The sequence below is a fragment of the Chromobacterium indicum genome (assembly GCF_039708975.1).
Lineage (GTDB): Bacteria > Pseudomonadota > Gammaproteobacteria > Burkholderiales > Chromobacteriaceae > Chromobacterium > Chromobacterium piscinae.
On record NZ_JAYFSJ010000009.1, the window covers coordinates 121661 to 137698 of the forward strand.

Below are 16038 nucleotides of genomic sequence, written 5' to 3' on the forward strand. Positions count from 1 at the left end.
GCCAGCCTAAGTCACAAATCCCGTCGCTTAACCATCGCAACTGAGAAATAGTTATTCAATGATTCATGCCAATGATCTTTAACATCATCGGCCGTTAAAAATGCATATAAACCGCCAGCAGACTCATACTCATGATTAGGCTCTCTTACAAATGCAGGGAAGTAGCCATCTCTAACATCCCCATCATCATTCCGAAGATAAATTGAATTAACATCGGCAGGCATACCCATAACAATAACAAAATACACTAATAGTTCATGCACCCTATCTTTAAACTCAATAATAGAAAATTCACATCCAATAGGTTCTATACAGAAATTTACATGCTCATGAATAACAAAATCCTCATTCACTCGCTGACAACCATTAGCAGAGCTACTCTTAACAGAGAATGGTTTATCGACACTCAACACCTCGACTTCGAATTGTTCTTGATTTGCACTCCATGTCACAACACGATCTTGTCTTGAAGATGATCTATCTATGCCATTTCGATCATTAAACCATCGAGAAACAACATTGTACCGAACATATAACTTAGCTTTATTTAATAAAAAACTACGCCCCTCCAGAATCAATTCTGCCTCAATGCTAAAAGCCTCAACGGTGCAATTTATTATTGTATAAAAATCACCGCCATCATCTTTCAAAACCAATTGACCATACGTCTCTCCCGCACTCAGCGCATTTACCCTAAGCAGATCATTTGCAAAAAAAACTACAATGCCTTTTAGTTTTCCAAAAGTTAGCTTTCCACTAACCACTGACTCATTGCCCTTAAAAACTTCAACATTTTTCTCAACCACATCATCGTATCCAAACCCCATCACGCCGCCCTTTCTCATTTTGCATAACCTGTTTCATTGGACAACAAAAAAACCCCAGCCACAAGGCCGGGGTTGGAGTCGGTTGTCACACCGTAGCACTACAAGAGGAGAACGCCATGAAGCGCAGAGCCAGTATGGCCCGCGCCGGGCGGTGCAAACAGGGGGGGGATCAGACCAGCTCGGCCGGGTTGCCGGCCGTGGTGACGTCCACGTTGTCGCTCTGCGGCCAAGTCGCAGGGGCCGGTAGCGTTTTTGGTCTGCTCGCAGATCGCGCTGCCCATCTTGAGACAAAACGAGCATGCTCTACACTTGCTTCCGTCCAGGCACGCTGAACCGCCAATTCCTGCTCCCCGATTTTGGCATTCAGATGCTTGGCGTACACCGTCTTGGCACCCCAGATGATGAGCCATGCCACAACCAAAATCAGAATTTCCGTTCCAGTCATGCGCATTGCCCTTTCAAAATCAATCACTACAATTTGGCACGCTTCCAGATAACAGGCCCAACCTGCTTAAATATTACTTCTCTTTCTTCCCCTCGGCTTCGCCTTCATCTTTTTTACTTTCACCAGACTTTTTATTAAGCGATTTATCTTTCAGATCACCAATCAGTTTCGGCAAAGCTTTGACAGCTTCCATCGCCACGGGGGTATCCAACGCCTCATGCCATGGACTGCCATAAATTTTTCCACTCAAATGACGAAGGGGATGCTGACCAATTGTATCTAGTGTTTTATCAAACAATTTTCCAACATGCTCCTCCCCAATATCACTTGCCAACTGCTTATATCCCTGATAAGCCATTGAAACAGCAGCCTTATAAGCATAATCCTCAGATATGCGGAATCGCTCGGTTAGCTGCTTCGTTGCCAACCATGCCATCCACACAGGCGCAGCAAAAGACAAAACAGCCATTACTGCCTTCAAAATAAACAAGTCATAATTCACCTTATTCAGAATTAAAGTTTCCAACTCATTAACCTGAGAGTGCCCCCACCAAACCCCACCCCCCAATGACAAAATCAAAGCCAAAACCCAAATAATAGCCACAACCTGAGAAACTATAGCTCTAGAATTAAAAGCACCAGCAAGGCCTACCCTTGAGGCCCCCTGCAAAGCCTGCTCAGCCTGCAAAACAATGTCCTTTGCCTTTGATGAGCTATCCTCATACGATTTATTCAGCTCCTCAAATTTGGCCACTCCCGTGTCCAACTCGCCAACCTTTAATAAAACCTTCTCTCGATCTGCTTGGACCATGCTCAGATATGACTCTGCCGTTTTTATACACTGATCAATATCCAACTGCTTCTTCTTTTCTTCCGCCTTAATCAAAAGCTCATTAAAAACACTGGCACGTAGCAAGTCAATAATATCATCTAATAATTTATTAATCTTCAGTACAATCTCTCTTAACTCACTACGCGACAATTTCGAATGAAAGCTCTGATTTACTAGGTACATAACCTCTTCTGATTTTGAATTCACTTCGCTTACAATGTCACCATCCAGAAAATCATCATTACTTGTAGCGGCAACTGTTACACTTTCTAGCGCGCTATAAAACTTTACCAACAGCTCTTCAACATCTGCCGCATCGGCACTAATTCTAAATCTCTTAACAGCACTAACGGCACCTCTCAAGAACTCATGCGAACTACGCAAGTTACTCCCCAACATATCGCCCCCTCCATTTAAATTTCTAATAAATAGCAAATATGCATACAATATATCATACAAATAAAAACCCCAACCACAAGGCCGGGGTTTGGGTCGGTTGCCACACCGTAGCACTACAAGAGGAGAACGCCATGAAGCGCAGGGTCAGTATGGGCCGCGCCGGGCGGTGCAAACAGGGGTGGAATCAGACCAGCTCGGCCGGGTTACCGGCCATGGTGACGTCCACCTTGTTGCCCTTCAGCTCCACCTCCCCCACCGTGCCGGCGTTGGCCACCAGGTAGCGCTGGCCGCTGTCGGTTTCAAAAATCAGCGTCACGTCCTCCAGCTGCTGCAGCGCCACCACGTCCTCGTCGCTGCCGTGGCGCAGGGTGAACTTCACCTCTCCGCCGTTCACTTCCTTGGTGGTCAGGCCGCAGGGGCCGTTGGCGTCTTTGATCTGCTCGCGGATCTTGCCGCCCACCTTGAGGCTGGCGTCGCCCTCGCTGCGCTTTTTTGGCCATTGAGCGTGATGCACGCCATGCCGGTATGCGTGTCTTGGGTTTATTGCCAGCGTCAGCACGACGCTGATATAACCAACCATGCAACGCGCGCAGGAAATGCCGAAAGGAGATAAGAATTGAGACAGGGAAAATATAACTAGAAAGGGAAACGCGCGAACAGGCATCGACCAATATAACCGGAATAAGGCAATATCAGATGAGGCTGCCTAATATCCGGCCCGCAATGCATCAAGGGCTTACGAAATTAAATTCGTAAGCCCTTGATTTTATTTGGTGCCGGCGGCAGGAATCGAACTCGCGACCCCCTGATTACAAGTCAGGTGCTCTACCAACTGAGCTACACCGGCGAAGAGAGACGCATTATGCCCGGCTGTTTATGGCTTGGCAAGAGCCTCAGCGCTTTTTCTTGTGCTTATGATGCGGCTTGGCGGTTGCCTTCTTGTTATGGGCCTTATGCTTATGCGCTTTAGCGGGCTTGTGGGCTTTCTTTTGAGCGTGATGCTTGGCCTGCCCTTTTTTCAGATGCTTGCCGCCTGCTTGGGCCCGCTTGTTTTTGGCGGCATGCTTGGATTTCACATGGCGCGGCTTGGCTGCATGTTTTTTGGCGTGGGCCTTGCCGGATTTGGCATGCGGGGCCTTGGCTTTGCGCTGCGCATGGGTGGCAGGCTTGGAAACGTGGCTTGGCGCGGCTTTGGCGCGGGGCTGGTGCAGCGGCTTGGCTGCGGGGGCGGGCTGGAAGTCGCCAGGCAGCGGCTGGTCTTCCGGCTCTGCGTGGCTCAATGGGCTGGCGATGGCCAGGCCGATGGCGATGAACGGGCTTATCAGCTTGATCAGGTTCATTTTTTTATCGGATTCGTTTGAGGGAAACCGTTGATCGGAATCATGGCGGTATTTGCCTATATTAGCATGAGTGCGGAAGGCGGCCAGAAACCGGGCCCGGCTGAAGCCGCGTAACGAAGGATGTGCTGGATCAGGAGTGACTGCCATGAAGCTTTCCACCCGCCTGGGCATTCTGGTATTGAACGCAGGCCTGGGCCTTGTCGTATTGGCGGGCGTTGCCTTGTACAGCCTGCATGATTCGCAGCTGGAAGACCGCCGTTCTCAGATTCACACCTTGCTGACGCTTGCGGGACAGCAGGTTTCCCATTACCAGAAGCTGGAACAGTCCGGCAAACTGTCCCAGCCGGAAGCGCAGCGGCGGGCGATCGAGGCGATGAGCAGCCTGCGCGACAAGGGCACTTACGTTTTCGCCCGCGGCAGCGACAACCTGGTGCTGGTTCACCCGGACAAACGCAAGCTGGGCAAGAATGATCCCGGCGAAAAGCTGCCGGACGGACGCACGCTGGTGCAGGCTTACGAAGACGTGCTCCGCGACGCCGACTTCGGCTTCGTGCAGATCCGCACCCGCCGCCCCAATGGCGACGTGCCGCTGCCCAAGCTCAACGCGGTGATGCGCATCCATGGCTGGAACTGGACCATAGGCACCGGGGTGTTCCTGGATGATGTCGACCAGGTGTTCGACAGGCTGGCGCTGCGGCTGCTGCTGATCGGCGCGGGGGTGCTGGCGGTGGTGATCGCGATGGCCTGGCTGGTGGCCCGCTCGATCTACGCCGTGATAGGCGGGGAGCCTTATGACGCTTCGCGCACGGCGCTGGACATCGCGGCCGGCGATTTGACCCTGAGCGTGAAGAGCGAAGGCCGCGGCAGCCTGATGGAGGCGATCGCGACGATGCAGGCCAGCCTGCGCGGCATGATACAGAGCCTGCAGCGCGGCGCGACGGACCTGGAGCGCGCGGTAGGCGGCCTGAGCGGCCAGGTGGAGCGCATCAACGACGCGGCGCACCAATCGCTGCTGGCGACGCAAGGCACCTCCCGCGAGATCGAATCCATGGCGGCTTGCAGCAATCAAGTGAGCGCCTGCGCGGGAGAAACGGAGAGCGATTCGCTGCGGTCCTGCCGGCTGGCCGGCGAAGGCGAGAAGCTGGCGATGCTGGCGGCGGACGAAATCCAGCTGGTATCGGGTCAGATCGCCAGCGCGTCTTCGCTGATCGGCGGCCTGACCGACCGCTCCCGCGAGATAGACGGCATCGCCGGCGAGATCAAGGAGATCGCCGACCAGACCAATCTGCTGGCCTTGAACGCGGCGATAGAAGCGGCAAGAGCCGGAGAGACCGGTCGCGGTTTCGCCGTAGTGGCGGACGAAGTGCGCAAGCTGGCCGAGCGCAGCGCCCAGGCCACGGAAAGAATCACCGGCATGGTGAAGCGGATCCAGGCGGATACCGGCTCCGTGGCGGACAGCATGAGCGAGGTGAGGCCGCTGGTGGCCCGTGGCGTGGAGCGCGCGAAAGAGGCCGCCCAGGCGCTACGCGAGATCAACCAGGGCGCCGAGCACACGCTGGATCAGATCCGCACAATGGCAAAGGTGGCCACCGAGCAGGCTGAGGCTGGGCATAGCGTCGCCACCAACGTGGCGTCCATCTCCCAGATGGTGGACGCGTCCCAAGCCTCGGTATCTGAAGTGAACGGCAATGTCGAGGCGCTGTCCGCGCTGGCCCACCAGCTCAAGGACTCGGTGGCCAAATTCCGTCTGTGATCAGCGCTCCTGCCCCATCCGCAAGACAGGCAGCCCGCTGCGGAATGAAAAAGGGCGGCTTTCGCCGCCCTTCTTTCCACCATGGCGCTCAGCGCGTCCTTCCCGCCCGCCATAACACGTCAGGCACGCCCTGTTCCCGATTCAGATAGCGCGCGAGCACGAACAGAAAATCCGACAAGCGGTTCAGATAACGGCGCAAGGCCTGGCACAGTTCTTCCTCGCGGGCCAACGCCACCACCGCGCGCTCGGCCCTGCGGCAAACGGAACGCGCCTGGTGCGCCAGCGCGGCGCTGCGCAAGCCGCCGGGAAGAATGAACTCCTTCAACGGCCCCAATTCCTCGTTCATGAAAGACACCAGTGCCTCCAGCGCCTGCACATGGCCGTCGGAGATGGCGCTGTAACCGGGAACGGCGAGTTCCGAACCGAGATCGAACAGATCATGCTGGATTTCCGCCAGCCACTCCGCCATAGGTTGCGGCGGAGACTCCGCCAGCAACACGCCGATCACCGAGTTGAGCTCGTCGACATCCCCAAGCGCCTGGATGCGGGCGCTGTCCTTGGCGACGCGGCTGCCGTCGCCCAGGCCGGTGGAGCCGTCGTCTCCGGTGCGGGTGACGATGGAGGACAAACGGTCACTCATGTCCGTCCTCCCCTATTCTGCGCACGCCGTCGCCATCGCTCAGCGCCTGCCGCAAACTTTCTTTCAGCGCATCGCCGAACAGCATTTCATAATCCTCTTTCAATTGGTGCATCATCCCGGACAGCATTTGCTTGGCTTGCACCTCGATCGCGTCCTGCAGCCATAGCGATAGCTCCACTTTCATCCGCGGCAGCATGCGTTCGTACAGGGAGTTGAACAAGGCCTGCTCGTCCAGCACCGTCGCCGGAGGCCCTTGCCGCCCTGCCCCGGCGGCGGACGACATCGCGGCCACCTTGACCACCGAAACGGGAGCATCCAGCGCCATCTCCTGCGGCGGCGCAGGCGCATCCTCCGGGGCAGGCGCGGCCAGGCTCCGGCCCAACAGACCGGACAAGGCCGGCATATCCTCGTCTTCCAACGGCGCGGGCTGCGGCACCGCCTCGTACAAGGTAGACACCGCGTCGCCATGCCCCTCTGCCACGGGCTCCGCCTGGACATCTTCTTCGTGCGCATCCGACGTCGGGACAGGCTCCGGCAAGGCCGCTTCCAGCGGAATGGCCTCCAGCACCGCAAGGTCCGCGTCAAGGGCCGGCTCGGCCTGGGAGTGAGCCGCCTCGGCAGGCTCCGCGAAACCATCCATCGCCTCAGCATGCGCCGGATCAGCGTCCGGAGCCAGCTCCCCCAGCTCTACCGGCTCGGTCATTTCCGCCGGCTCCGATGGGGCCGTTTCATCCGACTGCGCGCCATCCAAAGAGGAAGGCTGCGGAACGGACCCATCAGACGCCTCCATCTCTGCGTGCGAAAGCATCGCATCAGTGGAAGCCTCTTCGGCAAATCCCGGCTCGACACCCCCCGCCGGCACCGACGGGATCACGCCATCCGGCTGCGCGCCATCCTGGGACGACGCCAGATCAGTCCCGCCAAACGGCTCCGCCTCTGCCGGCGAAAATTCGGCATCAGCCGGCTCGCCCTCCCCTAATGCCTGCTCGACATCAGGCACAGAAGCCAAGCTCTCGGCCTGCTCAGCATCGGCTTCTATCTGCTCAGATGCTCCCCCCCCCGGAGGCTCGGCCTCAATGAACGGCGCGGACTCGGCCACAGGCTCCAGCTCAGCCTCCTGCTCGACAAGCAAGGGCGCGGTCTCAAGCGCAGCCTCATCTTCAGCAAGCGCATCGGCGGCAAGCTCAATCGGCTCGGATGCAGGCTCCAGTCCAGAATCCACCAACGGCTCCGCGTCGGCGATCGGCTGCTCCTCTTCCGCCGACTGCGGGACAACCGCGTCAAATGCCTCCACCGGCATGTCGGGATCAAGCGCCGGCTCGGCCTCCGCCGGCTCCGACGGCTCATCCGGCACGGTGAACGCCTCCATCTCCGGCATTGCCTGCGCCATATCCGCCTCAGCCGCGGCAACCGGCTCCGCTGGACTCTGCTCAAGCGCCTGGCGCTGCTCCAGCGGCATCGCGGCCAACGGCTCGACCGGCAGCGGCGCTTCGCTCTCCAAGCCAAGAGCCGCTACGTGAGCGACGGCATCCGCCTCGGCGGTTTCCCGCGCCTGCTCGATGTCAGCCGTGGCCTGGGCGATCTCGGCCTCAAGGCCTGCACCGGGCAAAGCGCTGTCGGCCTCCGCCGCATGCGGGACTTCCGGCGCGACCGCCGGGGCCTCGATGGGTTGCGCCGCGGCGATGGATGGCTCCTCCCGCTGCGGCAAGCCGAACGCTTCGGCCACTTCTCGATTGGCGGCCTGCTGCTTTGCCCTCTCCTCCGCCAGCACGCGCTCCGCCTCGGCGATCATGTCCTTGATCGTCGGCTTGGGCGGCTCGGCCTGCTGTTGGGACGGCAGTTCGGACAGCCACTCCAGCCCGCTGGACGGGGGAGGCTCGCGGCCTGCGCCGCCACCCAGCACGCCGCTGGGCAGGCTGTCGATGGAAATGGAAGTGAACGGCGGCGACGCATCCGCCGCCTGGACCATCGGCACTGCATCAGCCGGAGAGGCCTCCGGCGCAGACGGCGCTGCCGCGTCCGGAATCGGCAGTTCGGGAAGGGATTCCGCCTCGACAGGCGGCGTCTCAATCGCGCCCTCCGGCTCCAGCGCCGGCAGCGCTTCGGGCGCGTTCTCGGCAGCGGCCTGATGCGCGTCGGCGGGAAGCTCGCTGGCCGCAGCCACCACATCGCTCCAACCCATTTCTTCCGGAACAACCGTCTCCGCGGCATCTTCCGCTGACGCCGCCGAATGCAGCTCGAACGGCTCCTCGGCAGACGGCTGCGGATCGGCCCTGGCCATCAACTCAGCCAGTCCATCCGCCTCCGGGGCTTGCGCCTCGGCCTTGGGCTCCAGCACGAAGCCCAGTTCCTCGCCGTCGGCCGCGATGTCGGCGTCCGCCAGTTCCAGCGACGGCAAACCGCTGAAATCCAGGCCGCCGGCCGGCTCGGCTTCCGGCTTGGGCGCCTCCAGCAAATCGTCCAGCGTCAGTTCGGGAATTTCCAGCTGAGCTTCGCCCTCGTCCAATTCGGCCGCCAGCAAATCCAGCTCGGAAGAGAAATCGAACTCGGGTACCTCCGCCTGCGCTTCCGTGGATGCTTCCTCGGCCAGTGTCGGCACGGCCTGTTCGTCCACCACTTCAGTCAGGACCGGCAGGTTGAGGCCGCTCCAGTCGGGCTCGTCGGCTTTCGGCGACTCGGTCATGGCGTTTGACTCATGTCGTGATGTTCGATCGCGCAACCGTGCTCACGGTAGGCACGGAAACGCTCGCGGGCAGTGGCCAGCGACTCCGGGTCGCGCCCCACTATTTCAAGAATGCGCTCAAACCTGCCGAATTCATAGGGCAATTGCGGCCCCAGATTCAGCAATACCGGGTGGGTCAAGTCGTCCGGCAGGCTGGCCGCGAGCCAGACCGGCGTCTCAGCCGCGCCCGGCTCGCCCAGCCGGCAATGCGGCACGAAGCGGGTATCGCCGAAACTCCACAAGCGGTTGCTGAACACTTCGACGCTGCGTTCGCTGTCCAGCCAGATCAGCAACCGTTCCTTCTTGCGCTGCACGGTATCCGCCAACCTGCAGGCGAAAGCCTGCGGATCGGCGACATTGGTGTAGAAATCAATCTTGCTCATCGTCTGCCACTTCGGGCGCCTCGCGGCGCGGGCGGCCGCGGCGCACCACGTTGCCCAGCGCGATGTCGGCGCGGTCTTGCAGGAACTGCACCAGCAGCGGCACCGGACGCGCGGTGGCGCCCTTGTCCTTGCCGCCTTTCCAGGCGGTGCCGGCGATGTCCAGGTGCGCCCAGTCATAAGCCTTGGCGAAACGTGACAGGAAGCAGGCCGCGGTGATGCTGCCGCCCGGGCGGCCGCCGATATTGGCCATATCGGCGAACGGACTCTTCAACTGCTCCTGGTATTCATCCCACAGCGGCATGTGCCAGGCGCGGTCGGCGACTTCCTCGCCGGCGGCCAGCAGCTCGCGCGCCAGGCTGTCCTGGTTGCTGTACAGACCGGTGGCGATGTGGCCCAGCGCGATCACGCAAGCGCCGGTCAGGGTGGCGACGTCCACCACCGTGGCCGGATTGAAGCGCTCGGCATAGGTCAGCGCGTCGCACAGGATCAGTCGGCCTTCGGCGTCGGTATTCAACACTTCGATGGTCTGGCCGGACATCGAGGTGACGATGTCGCCCGGCTTGACCGCATTGCCAGCCGGCATGTTTTCGCAGGTGGGCACGATGGCGACGATGTTCAGCGGCAGATTCATCTCCACCACCGCGCGGAACGCGCCCAGCACGGTGGCGGCGCCGCACATGTCGTACTTCATCTCGTCCATGCCCTCGCCCGGCTTCAGCGAGATGCCGCCGGAATCGAAGGTGATGCCCTTGCCCACCAGCACGATCGGCTTGTCGCTCTTATCCTTGGCGCCTTGGTGCTTGAGCACGATCAGGCGCGCTTCTTCGCTGCTGCCCTTGGCCACGGACAGGAAGGAATGCATGCCCAGCTCGGCGATTTCCTTCGGTCCCAGAATCTCGGCCTCGCCGCCGAAAGCATCGGCGACCTTGCGTCCTTCGTCGGCCAGATAGCTCGGCGTGCAGACGTTGCCCGGCAGATTGCCCAGGTCTTTGGCCAGCTTCATGCCGTTGCCGATGGCCAGGCCGCGCTGCAGGCCTTTCTCGCCGTCGGCCAGGTCGCTGCGGCGCGGCACCGCCAGCGTCAGCTTGCGCGGTTCGCGCGCGGACTCGTCCTGCTTGCTCTTGAAGCGGTCGAAACGGTACAGCGCGTCCAGGGTCACCACAGTGGCCTGCTCGATCATCCACTCCACGTCATGCTTCTTGACGGTCAATTCGGACAAGTAGCTGACGGCCTCGCTGGCGGAGGTCTGGGTCAGCGCCTTGACCGAGGCGCGCACCGCCTCGCGGTATTCCTTGGCGCGGAACTCCCGCTCCTTGCCCAGGCCGACCAGCATCACCCGATCGCACAGCGTGTGCGGCACCGAATGCAGCACCAGCGTGCTGCCCAGTTTCCCCTCCATATCGCCGTGGCGGATCACGTCGCTGATGAAGCCGTTGGAGATGCGATCGAGCAGATCGGCGGCAAAGGTTAGCTTGCGCGATTCATAAACGCCGACCATCACGCAGGCGACGCGCTGCTTCTCCGGGCTGCCGCTTTTTATGTTAAATTCCATAGGTACTCCGCTGTAGAACGAGTGTCGTTGCGCCACCTCATGACGGCCGTCTAAGCTCGAAAAAGACGGACGGCCCGGCCGCCGGTAACGCAGGATTGTTGTATTAGTCCAAATTTGCCGGAATTGGCGATTCAGAATTGTCTCATCGAATTATCACAATGCTTTTCACAAAAAGTCAAAAAGGCACTGAATAAATGGTTTTTCAAAAAAGCCTGACACGGGAATTGACTTTAACCGCGCTGGGCGTATTCGTCGTACTCCTCGCCATCATTGTTTCCACCCAAGCGATCAATCTGCTGGGGCGGGCGGCGGAGGGGCAGATCGCGAACGAGGCGGTCACCGCGCTGATCGGTTTCTGGACATTGGGATTTTTCCCGGTTCTGATGATCCTGACGGTGTTCGTCAGCGTGCTGGTCGTGCTCACCCGCACCTGGCGCGACCATGAGATGGTGGTCTGGCTGTCCGCCGGCCTGTCGCTGCGCGACTGGGTCTGGCCCATCATGCGCTTCACCGTGCCGCTGGCGGTGCTGATCGCCGTCGTGACGCTGTTCGTCGGCCCCTGGGCGGACCAGCGCAGCCAGGATTACGCGGAAATCATCAAGCGCCGCGAAGAAATCTCCGCAATATCGCCCGGCGTGTTCAAGGAATCCGCATCGTCCAGCAAAGTGTATTTCATTGAAAATTATTCCGGCCTGCACAGCGCCGCCACCAATATCTTCATGCAGGATATGACCGACGGCAAAGTGAGCTCCATTTTCGCCAAGCGCGGCTATATTTCGATCAAGCCGGACGGCGAGCGCGTGCTGGTGCTGGAAGACGGCAAGCGCTATGTCGGCGAACCCGGACACGCCGATTACCAGATAGGCGATTTCAAGCGCTACACGGCCAGCCTGGGAGACAGCCAGGCCTCAACCGGACCGGCCAGCAACCGCCAGTCCATCCCCACCAGCGTTCTGCTCGCCGGCAGCGGCAACCCCGAATACCGCGCGGAGCTGGCCTGGCGCCTTTCCATGCCGATCAGCTGCATCCTGCTGGCGCTGCTGGCGCTGCCGCTGTCCTATTACAATCCGCGCAGCGGCCATACCTACAACCTGTTGTTCGCGCTGCTGGCCTTCTTCGTCTATCAAAACGGCCTGACCCTGACCCGAAACTGGGTGGGCCAGGACAAGGTGGGCGTCTGGGCGGTGGCGCTGGTGCACGCGCTGCTGCTGCTGGCGGCGCTGCTGCTGCTCAAACACCGCGACCGTCCGCAGGCGCCTTTCTCGCATTCCCTGCGCCTGATGTTCAGCAAGAAAAGCTAAGCCACCACGTCGATGAAACTCATACACCGCTACATCATCAGCACCCTGACCCAGTCCACGCTGTTCACCTTGCTGGCGCTGCTGGGCCTGTACGGCTTTTTCGATCTGCTGGGCGAAGTGCCCGCCCTAGGCACCGGCACCTATACCGCCAGCGTGATGGCCACCTACGTGGCGCTGCTGGTCCCCGGCCACGCTTACGAACTGATGCCGCTGGCCGTGCTGATCGGCGGCATGGTGGCGATGACCCAGCTGGCCAGCTCCAGCGAATACACGGTGATCCGCACCTCCGGCGTCACGCTGGGCCAGATCGCCGCCACCCTGCTGAAGTTCGGCCTGGGCTTCGCCGTGCTCACCATTTTGCTGGGAGAATTCGTTTCGCCGTGGGCGATGCAGGAGGCCGAGCGCACCAAGCTGACCGCCACCCACTCCATCGTCGCCAAAGAGTTCCGCTCCGGCACCTGGGTGAAAGACAACCAGAATTTCATCAACGTGCATGAAATGCTGCCGGACAACACCCTGCTGGGCATCCGCATCTACACCTACGATCAGGACTTCAAGCTGGAGCGCACCCGGATCGCCGAGCGCGGCACCTTCTCCAAGCAGGACCGCAGCTGGCAGCTGGAAAACGTCAAGGAAACCGTGCTGGCCGCCGATCACACCATCAGCAACGCCTACCCGGCGCTGAAATGGAAATCCATCATCGAGCCGGAAATCCTGTCGGTGCTGCTGGTGGTGCCGGAACAAATGTCGGCGCACAACCTGCTCACTTACATCGAGCACCTTAAGAAGAACAAGCAGCAGACCCAGCGCTACGAGATCGCGCTGTGGAGCAAGCTGTTCTACCCGCTGGCCTGCATTTCGATGGCGCTGGTGGCGCTGGCCTTCACGCCGCAACAGCGCCGCCACGGCCAGTTGGGCATCAAGCTGTTCGCCGGCATCTGCCTGGGCGTGACCTTCCACTTCGTGAACCGCCTGTTCGGCCATCTGGGCTTGCTGTACGACTGGAACTCCATCCTGTCCGCCACCTTGCCCACGCTGATCTTCTTCCTGGGCGGCATCGGCATCATCGCGAAACAGGAAAGGCGCTGACATGACGCTTGCGGCCACTCCCCTGCAGCGCTGGCGGCAGACGCTGGCCGACAAGCGACAACAACTGGCAGAGGCCTACCGCGCCGACCGCGACGCGCCGGCCTTCCTGCGCCATTACAGCCAGGCGGTGGACCAGGCGCTGGCCGAGCTATGGCGCGAGCAGGGCCTGGACGAACTGGCCACCCTGGCGGCGGTGGGCGGCTACGGCCGCGGGCAGCTGTTCCCCAGCTCCGACGTCGACATCCTGATCCTGCTGCCCGACCAGCCATCCTCCGAAACCAACGACAAGGTCAGCCATTTCATCGGCCTGATGTGGGACATCGGCCTGGAAATCGGCCACAGCGTGCGCACGACGGACGAATGCCTGCGCGAAGCCGCCGGCGACATCACAATCGAAACCAATTTGCTGGAAAACCGATTGGTCGCCGGCCCGGCCGAGCCCTGGCGCAAGCTGATGACGCGGCTGGAGGCGCAACGCGACCCGCTGGCCTTCTTCGAAGGCAAAACGCTGGAGCAGCAGCAGCGCCACACCCGCCACTTCGGCGTCAGCAACAACCTGGAACCCAATCTGAAGGAAAGCCCGGGCGGCCTGCGCGATCTGCACACCATTCTTTGGATCAGCAAGGCGGCGGGGCTGGGCGACAACTGGGATTCGCTGGTCCGGCGCGGCATCCTCACCCTGGCCGAGGCGCGGCTGATCAAGCACAGCGAGGAGCAGCTGCAAAAACTGCGCATCGACCTGCACCTGCTGGCCCGCCGCCGCGAAGACAGGCTGATCTTCGACCTGCAGCAGCAGGTGGCGCAGGCCTGGGGCCTGGCCGACACCCCCGCCAAGCGCGCCAGCGAACAGCTGATGCAGCTGTACTTCCGCGCCGCCAAAACGGTGAACCAGCTCAACGGCATCCTGCTGCCCAACCTGCGCGGCCGCATCTACAGCCAGGTGCCGCGCGTCACCCAGCACATCAACGAATACTTCCATGCCGTCAATGGCATGCTGGGCATACGCGAGGTCAATGTCTTCGACAAGCACCCGCACGCGATACTGGAAGCCTTCCTGACGCTGCAGCGCCACCCCGAACTGTCCGGCTTCGCCCCGCGCATGCTGAGAGCGCTGTGGCATGGCCGCAGCCAGATCAACGACCGCTTCCGCCAGGATCCGCGCAACCGCGCCACCTTCATGCAGATCTTCCGCGAGCCAGCCGGACTCACCCGCACGCTGAGGCGGATGAATCTGTACGGCATCCTCGGCCAGTACCTGCCCAATTTCGGCCAGATCGTCGGCCAGATGCAGCACGATCTGTTCCACGTCTACACCGTGGATGAACACATCCTGATGGTGGTGCGCAATCTGCGCCGTTTCGCCATCAGCGCCTACAACCACGAATACCCGTTTCTGTCGCGGCTGATCAACGATTTCGACCGGCCGGAGGTGCTGTATCTGGCCGGCCTGTTCCACGACATTGCCAAGGGCCGGGGCGGCGATCACTCCCAGCTGGGCATCGTCGACGCCGAGGCCTTCTGCCGCGACCACGGCCTGCCTCCGGAAGACTGCGAACTGGTCGCTTGGCTGGTGGGCCAGCACCTGACCATGTCCAGCATCGCGCAGAAGCAGGACATCTACGACCCGGAAACGGTGCAGCGCTTCGCCGATCTGGCGCGCACGCCGCGCCGCCTGGCCGCGCTCTACCTGCTGACCGTGGCCGACATCCGCGGCACCAGCCCCAAGGTGTGGAACACCTGGAAGGCCAAGCTGCTGGAAGACCTGTACCACGCGACGCTGCGCGTGCTGTCGCGCGGCGGCGAAATCGACCTCGCTTCGGAGCTGGAAGCGCGCAAGAACCAGGCCCGCGCCCAGTTGCGGCTGCACGCGATACCGGACGGCGCCGAAGCGGGCCTGTGGGCGCAGCTCGATACCGTCTACTTCCTGCGCCACGAGGCCAAGGAAATCGCCTGGCACGCCCGCGTGCTCAACCGCCAGCTGTCGCCCGACCTGCCGCAGGTGCGCGCGCGGCTGGCAGACGACCACGAAGGCCTGCAGGTGCTGATCTACTCGCCCGACAAGCCGGAGCTGTTCGCCCGCGCCTGCGCCTTCTTCGGCCGCACCAACTACAGCATCGCCGACGCCAAAGTCTACACCACTCGCCACGGCTACGCGCTGGACACCTTCCACGTCTTCGTCCCCGAGCATCACGATGGCGACTACCGCGACATGATCAACTTCATCGAGTTCGAGCTGGCGGCGGCGCTGGCCACGGACCAGCCCTTGCAGCTGCCGCCGCAAGGCCGGATCAGCCGCCACTTGAAGCACTTCCCGATCACGCCGCAGGTATCGATCCGTCCGGACGACCGGGACAACGACTTCATCCTGTCCATCGTCGCCGGCGACCGCCCCGGCCTGCTCGCCCGCATCGCCAAGGTGCTGGCCGATTACCGGCTCAATGTCCAGTCCGCCAAAATCATGACGCTGGGCAGCAGGGCCGAGGACTCGTTCCAGATTTCCGGCGCCGCGCTGAAGGACGACAAGACCTCGCTGGCGCTGGAAGCCGCGCTGATCGCCGCGCTGCGGGTCTGAAATCCTGCTTGGAATACTCCACGTCATAACATTAACATTGCATTCCGCAATGCAAGGAGCATGACATGTCGGATATTCTGCGGAACATTCCCGAACCGATCGAAACCAAACGCCCGGTCCTCCGCGGCCCGACGCCGGGAGATGGCCCCGCCGCGCACGCCGGCTGGAAGGCACCCTGCGCGA

The 16038-nt window shown here is 60.9% G+C and carries 13 protein-coding genes and 1 tRNA gene; 4 read left to right on the plus strand and 10 right to left on the minus strand.

The genetic code is table 11. The annotated features are described in order from the left end of the window. Positions 1-11 precede the first annotated feature (11 nt). The 6 genes from VA599_RS13825 to VA599_RS13850 form a co-directional block, all read right to left on the minus strand. Positions 12-845 carry a hypothetical protein gene (locus VA599_RS13825; RefSeq protein WP_346789075.1) on the minus strand — a complete coding sequence of 278 codons (834 nt, stop codon included), beginning with the start codon at positions 843-845 and terminating at the stop codon, positions 12-14. Positions 846-996: 151 nt separating this feature from the next. Beyond that, entirely contained in the window at positions 997-1272 is a 276-nt protein-coding gene (locus VA599_RS13830; RefSeq protein ID WP_346789077.1) for a hypothetical protein, read from the minus strand. A 73-nt stretch (positions 1273-1345) separates the two neighbouring features. Continuing rightward, positions 1346-2503 carry a hypothetical protein gene (locus tag VA599_RS13835; RefSeq protein ID WP_346789079.1) on the minus strand — a complete coding sequence of 386 codons (1158 nt, stop codon included), beginning with the start codon at positions 2501-2503 and terminating at the stop codon, positions 1346-1348. Positions 2504-2687: 184 nt separating this feature from the next. After that, the gene (locus tag VA599_RS13840) at positions 2688-3017 is read right to left on the minus strand and encodes a phage tail tube protein (protein ID WP_346789081.1); all 330 of its coding nucleotides are present in this window, start codon (positions 3015-3017) and stop codon (positions 2688-2690) included. A gap of 257 nt (positions 3018-3274) precedes the next feature. Continuing rightward, a tRNA-Thr gene (locus tag VA599_RS13845) sits at positions 3275-3350 on the minus strand. Between the two features lie 46 nt (positions 3351-3396). Then, positions 3397-3990 carry a hypothetical protein gene (locus VA599_RS13850; RefSeq protein WP_346789082.1) on the minus strand — a complete coding sequence of 198 codons (594 nt, stop codon included), beginning with the start codon at positions 3988-3990 and terminating at the stop codon, positions 3397-3399. Here VA599_RS13850 and VA599_RS13855 point away from each other — a divergent pair. Next, positions 3989-5596 (plus strand): methyl-accepting chemotaxis protein, encoded by a 1608-nt coding sequence (locus VA599_RS13855; RefSeq protein WP_021477570.1) that lies wholly within the window; start codon positions 3989-3991, stop codon positions 5594-5596. The two genes, VA599_RS13850 and VA599_RS13855, sit on opposite strands and share 2 nt — an antisense overlap. 88 nt (positions 5597-5684) lie before the next feature. Here VA599_RS13855 and VA599_RS13860 read toward each other — a convergent pair whose 3' ends face one another. The 4 genes from VA599_RS13860 to VA599_RS13875 are packed head-to-tail and all read right to left on the minus strand — an operon-like array spanning position 5685 to position 10893. Then, a complete protein-coding gene (locus VA599_RS13860; RefSeq protein ID WP_346789083.1) occupies positions 5685-6236 on the minus strand; it encodes a cob(I)yrinic acid a,c-diamide adenosyltransferase in 552 nt (183 codons plus the stop codon). After that, positions 6229-8919, minus strand: coding sequence for a hypothetical protein (locus VA599_RS13865; RefSeq protein WP_346789085.1), 2691 nt, complete (start codon positions 8917-8919; stop codon positions 6229-6231). The genes VA599_RS13860 and VA599_RS13865 overlap by 8 nt, the downstream gene beginning before the upstream one ends. Next, positions 8916-9341: a DNA polymerase III subunit chi gene (locus VA599_RS13870; RefSeq protein WP_021477573.1), complete on the minus strand. Its 426-nt coding sequence runs from the start codon at positions 9339-9341 to the stop codon at positions 8916-8918. Before VA599_RS13870 ends, VA599_RS13865 begins: the two co-directional genes overlap by 4 nt. Beyond that, on the minus strand, positions 9328-10893 hold the full coding sequence (locus VA599_RS13875) for a leucyl aminopeptidase (RefSeq protein ID WP_231153532.1): 1566 nt from the start codon (positions 10891-10893) through the stop codon (positions 9328-9330). Before VA599_RS13875 ends, VA599_RS13870 begins: the two co-directional genes overlap by 14 nt. Positions 10894-11087: 194 nt before the next feature. On the opposite strand from VA599_RS13875, the gene lptF reads away from it, so the two are divergent. The 3 genes from lptF to VA599_RS13890 are packed head-to-tail and all read left to right on the plus strand — an operon-like array spanning position 11088 to position 15855. Further along, positions 11088-12194, plus strand: a complete 1107-nt coding sequence (gene lptF / locus VA599_RS13880) for an LPS export ABC transporter permease LptF (protein ID WP_346789087.1) — start codon at positions 11088-11090, stop codon at positions 12192-12194. Positions 12195-12206: 12 nt separating this feature from the next. Further along, the gene (lptG, locus tag VA599_RS13885) at positions 12207-13283 is read left to right on the plus strand and encodes an LPS export ABC transporter permease LptG (RefSeq protein ID WP_021477576.1); all 1077 of its coding nucleotides are present in this window, start codon (positions 12207-12209) and stop codon (positions 13281-13283) included. A gap of 1 nt (position 13284) precedes the next feature. Beyond that, positions 13285-15855 carry a [protein-PII] uridylyltransferase gene (locus VA599_RS13890; RefSeq protein ID WP_346789088.1) on the plus strand — a complete coding sequence of 857 codons (2571 nt, stop codon included), beginning with the start codon at positions 13285-13287 and terminating at the stop codon, positions 15853-15855. Positions 15856-16038: the final 183 nt, after the last annotated feature.